4 protein-coding genes are annotated in these 4,843 nt (G+C 46.6%); 3 read left to right on the top strand and 1 reads right to left on the bottom strand.

The window, feature by feature from the left end; translation table 11 throughout:
- Nucleotides 1-204 precede the first annotated feature (204 nt).
- The gene (locus KDK19_RS02645) at nt 205-864 is read right to left on the bottom strand and encodes an XRE family transcriptional regulator (RefSeq protein WP_257288262.1); all 660 of its coding nucleotides are present in this window, start codon (nt 862-864) and stop codon (nt 205-207) included.
- A 124-nt stretch (nt 865-988) separates the two neighbouring features.
- Between KDK19_RS02645 and KDK19_RS02640 the strand changes: the two genes are divergently transcribed.
- The 3 genes from KDK19_RS02640 to KDK19_RS02630 all read left to right on the top strand — a co-directional run bounded on the left by KDK19_RS02640 (nt 989) and on the right by KDK19_RS02630 (nt 4,468).
- Nucleotides 989-2,758, top strand: a complete 1,770-nt coding sequence (locus KDK19_RS02640; RefSeq protein WP_257291295.1) for a DEAD/DEAH box helicase — start codon at nt 989-991, stop codon at nt 2,756-2,758.
- Nucleotides 2,759-3,012: 254 nt separating this feature from the next.
- Nucleotides 3,013-3,825 carry a formate/nitrite transporter family protein gene (locus KDK19_RS02635; RefSeq protein ID WP_257291294.1) on the top strand — a complete coding sequence of 271 codons (813 nt, stop codon included), beginning with the start codon at nt 3,013-3,015 and terminating at the stop codon, nt 3,823-3,825.
- 166 nt (nt 3,826-3,991) lie between these two features.
- A complete protein-coding gene (locus KDK19_RS02630) occupies nt 3,992-4,468 on the top strand; it encodes a hypothetical protein (protein WP_257291293.1) in 477 nt (158 codons plus the stop codon).
- The last annotated feature ends 375 nt before the right edge of the window (nt 4,469-4,843 follow it).

The following is a 4,843-nucleotide window of genomic DNA, read 5'->3' as shown; positions in this document are numbered from 1 at the left end:
AGCAGCGGATTGAAAATCCGCGTGTCGGTGGTTCGATTCCGCCCCTAGGCACCATATATAAAAAAGGGTTACGAGCAATCGTAACCCTTTTTTATTTGCAGGGGACACTGCTTCCTTAGTGCCAATTCTGCTGTAGCGGATTGGCATGACAGAATGCTTTTTCTAGCTCAACGATATTGAAAATTGTGCCCCCTACCATAGTGCTCAAACCGCCCGGGCACACCAGATGATCTTGCCCACTACCGGATTCTCTTCCAGCTTTTTCAGATCAATATTCCAACCGGGATACTCAGGGTTATCGCTGGTTATTTCCAGTTCATGCTGTATCTGTTTGACCCGCTTGGCCATCAAACCATCGTCTGTCTGAATAAGATAAACCGCTTCACTCTGAACTGATTTCCGGGACATATCTACCAACACCTGGTCTCCGTCCCGAAAAGTAGGAAGCATACTGTCACCAGTGATCGTGACAAATGCCAGGTTTTCACCGGAAACGCCCAGCTGTCGGCTCAGAAAGGCTTTATTAAAGGCAAAATAGTCGCTGACATCTTCACCTTGCACTACAGAGCCCATCCCTGCACTGGCCTGCACATCAAACATAGGAGTGAAGACAATTTCTTTACTGTCTGAAGTATCAGAGATTTGTCCACTGTCGTTTTGATTACCCGTCAGCAGCCAGTTTAAGTCTACCCGAAACTCATCATAGAGACTTTCCAGATAAGCCATGGAAGGGCGGCTGGTACCCCGACAGATTTTATAGATATGAGAGGCGGATTTACCTGTCATTTCGGCAAACTGTTTTTTGTTACCCTGTGTCAGACGATCAACTATCAACTGAAATCGACGTGCGAAAGCGTTTGCCATACCCTGCTTTGTCCTGAAAAAGAATAAAGGGTTGATTATACAACAGCAGGTCTGATGCCAGTGATATAGATATGAAAAGTCATTCGCTGTTCAGCCTTTTATCAAGGACCTATATAATCAATCAATGACTTTCCGGCTACGCTCTTATCAAAAAGAAGCTGTTTCCAAAGTGATACAGCATTTTCGCAAAAGTGACGACCCTGCTCTTGTGGTTCTGCCCACAGGTGCAGGTAAAAGTCTGGTGATCAGTGAACTGGGGCGAATTGCCCGTGGCCGGGTTTTGATTCTGGCTCATGTCAAAGAGCTGGTTGAACAGAATCATGCCAAGTATGAGAGCTATGATTTGAAAGCCTCCATTTTCAGTGCCGGCCTGGGCAGGAAAGAAGCTTCTGAGCAGGTTGTATTCGGCAGTATTCAATCGGTCGCCAAAAACCTGAATCAGTTTGATGACGATCATTTCTCGCTACTGGTCATTGATGAGTGCCATCGGGTTTCTCTGGAGAAGACCTCCAGTTATCACAGGGTCATAGAGCACCTCCAAACGCTCAATCCGAGGCTGAAAATACTGGGGTTAACGGCTACACCCTATCGGCTTGGAATGGGCTGGATTTATCAGCATTACTTGCCTGGAAACAAAAAAGGCACCCTGAAAACGGCTGAAAAGCGATTTTTCAAAAGCTGTATCTATGAACTTCCATTGTCGTACATGATTAAAAATCACTATCTGACACCCGCAACTTTAATCGATGCTCCAGTTATTTTTTACGACTTTAGCCTTTTATCAAGAGACCGTTTTGGTCGCTGCAGCGAAGCGGATCTGAACAAGCTTCTGAAAGGCAAAGGGCGGGCAACGAAACAGATCATCACCCAGGTTATGAAAGCGTCAGAAGACAGAAAAGGCGTCATGATTTTCGCCTCCACCGTGGATCATGCCCGGGAAATAATAGGCTATCTGCCAGAATCTGAATCTGCTTTGATTATTGGTGACACGCACACTCAGGCGCGTGACAACCTGATTCAGGCTTTCAAGGCTCAGAAGATCAAATATCTCGTCAACGTGTCAGTATTAACCACCGGCTTCGATGCCCCTCATGTTGATTTGATCGCTATTCTTCGCCCCACAGAGTCTGTCAGTCTTTATCAACAGATTGTGGGCCGCGGGCTTCGTCTGGCAGAAAGCAAGAAAGATTGTCTGGTGATAGACTTTGCCGGAAATCGCTATGATCTGTTCAGCCCTGAAATAGGTAGCCCAAAGCCAGACTCCCAATCCGTTCCGGTGACGGTTCCCTGTCCTGCCTGTGGCCATGAGAACAGCTTCTGGGGCATCCTCGACAACGACGGTGATCTGGTTGAACACTATGGCCGCCGCTGTCAGGGCATTGAAGAGTTTGAAGGTCAAATGGTTCAATGTGACTTCCGCTATCGCTTCAAGGAGTGCGAAGAATGCGGTGCAGAGAACGATATTGCCGCCAGAAAGTGCCATCAATGCAGAAGAGCACTGGTTGATCCGGATAAAAAACTGCGAGACGCCCTTAACCTGAAAGACTGCATGGTTCTTCGTTGCTCTGGCATGACGCTGGAACCTGACTCCGGGGGCAATAACCCCAGAATCAAAATTACCTACTACGATGAAGACGGAGCCGAAGTCTGCGAGTATTTCCGCCTGGATACCCCTGCTCAACAGGGTGCTTTTTATCATCATTTTGGCAAGCATGCTTTGATTAACCGTGCTGAGCCTTTCAGGGCAAAGTCTGTGGATACCGTTATTCGTCAGCAAAAGAAATTTCGCAAACCTGACTTCGTGATTGCTCAAAAAGAGAAACACTATTGGTCGGTCATTGATAAGCTTTACGACTACGAAGGTCATTATCGAAAGGCTTATGACGCAGAATAAGGCTTTTGTCGTTCATTAATTGCCTTCAGGATATAAGTCTGAAAAAGCACCAGCACTTTTTCCATCTTTGGTGCACGTTTACACAAAAATGCACCGATTTTCTTCCTTCCCCACAACTCCCTACTTGTAACGTTGACCATCCTGTAAATGGTTAACTTATTAAAAAACAGCACTTTAAGAGACAGATCAAAGGTCAGGCATCTTTCTTGCTCCAAAGGACTCGACGAATAATAAATAAAGTGAGATGGAACTATATGGCTTATATCGAACCCGATGAATTTGTTAAAAAAATGGTGGACTCAGGTGAATCCAAGATCTTTATGTCGACCAAAGATACCTTTATCCGGGCCTTCATGGCAGGAGCTATTTTGGGGCTGGCTGCCATCTTTGCCATTACAGTGACTATCAATACTGGCTCCCCGCTAATTGGAGCTCTGCTGTTCCCGATCGGTTTTATCATGCTGTATCTCATGAAGTTTGACTTGCTGACTGGTGTCTTTACCCTGGTTCCTCTGGCGTTAATTGATAAACGACCCGGCGTCGATATGAGAGGGCTTCTCAGGAATTGGGGGCTGGTATTTCTGGGGAACTTTGCCGGAGCACTGACTACTGCTTTCTTTGTGTCGTTTATTTTGACCTACGGCTACAGCATTGATGGTGGAGCAATAGCTGCGAAGGTCTCCGCCATTGGTGAGTCGAGAACATTAGGCTACCAAGAGCACGGTCTTGCTGGCTGGTTAACCATTTTTGTTCGGGGAATGCTCTGCAACTGGATGGTATCAATGGGCGTTGTCGGTGCCATGATCTCAACTTCTGCAGGTGCCAAGATGGTAGCCATGTGGATGCCCATTATGCTGTTTTTCTTCATGGGCTTTGAGCACTCTATCGTCAATATGTTTCTTTTCCCCTTCTCAATGATTATGGGCGGTGAGTTTACTGTTATGGATTACTTGATCTGGAATGAGCTACCGACTGCTCTGGGGAATCTGGCTGGAGGTTTCCTTCTGGTTGGTTTGCCACTTTATCTGACCCACGTACGAACCAGCCCAGAGCGCGAACTGGCATAACACAACGGTGCGACTACCTCACTTATTCAAGAGGTAGTCGCAGATGCTGCATTGAGAAACGAGAACTGAACGATCCCCCCGACCCATCGATTTTTTAGATCTATATATCCACGATATTTGTGATGTTATTCGATATTATTATACTTTTGGCCTCTAACATAAAAACATGATCTGGATTGTCGCACTCATTGCTCTGTCTATTATTGGTAACTTTATGCTGCTCCTACCTTCCAGATCGGAAAGGCGACGCATGAAGCTCAGAAACAAGGCCATCCTGTCTGGCTTTACCTGTCGGGAAATCAGAGACGAAGATCTTTTACCTGAAGCTGCCAGCATCAAACAAAGCCCCTGGCTTGAGTATTCCACAGTGTCTCTTACTCAAGACAATGACTCGCTCATTGTTCTGGAGAAAGCCGATGGACACTGGCCTGAAAACACCAGAGTCAGCTCTGAGATACTCTCCAAATTGCCTGCTTCTGCTGTAAGAGTCGCCTTCCGGACAGGTTCCATCGCAGTACTCTGGAATGAAGAAGGTGAACTGGAAGATGTTCAGAGCATCATGGATTTTCTGGAGAGTGTTGCTGTTACAGAACCCAGCCAAAAACCTGAACCGCCACCATTGAGAGTGGCAAGATACGATTGAGCAAAAACGCCACTTCTTACTCTCTTGACCTCTGTGGTGAAAAAACTTAACCGTTTGTTAATCTTCTCTTTTGGATTAGCCGTAGATAATTAAAGCTCAGCAAAAACCTCCCGACTTTTTCGCCGCCTGTTTGTCCCTATTGATACACCCGCAGCTCTCTACATTATGAATGCCAGCAATCCTACCCTCGGGTTGATCACAGGCTTAGCATTTATCGCAGTCCGTCTTTAGTTCTTCTGCCGCTTTTTTGCCACAAAACAAAAAAACCAGCCGATCACTCAACTGGGGGTCAGCTTCATTCAATGCCTGGCGATGACCCGCTCTCACATGGGGAAGCCCCACACTACCATCGGTGGGGGCCGCCCAGGTATGTGC

Source organism: Endozoicomonas sp. ONNA1, from assembly GCF_024606325.1.
GTDB lineage: Bacteria > Pseudomonadota > Gammaproteobacteria > Pseudomonadales > Endozoicomonadaceae > Endozoicomonas_A.
The sequence above is the reverse complement of the archived record's forward strand: the minus strand, read 5'-3'. Positions and strand labels throughout refer to the sequence as shown.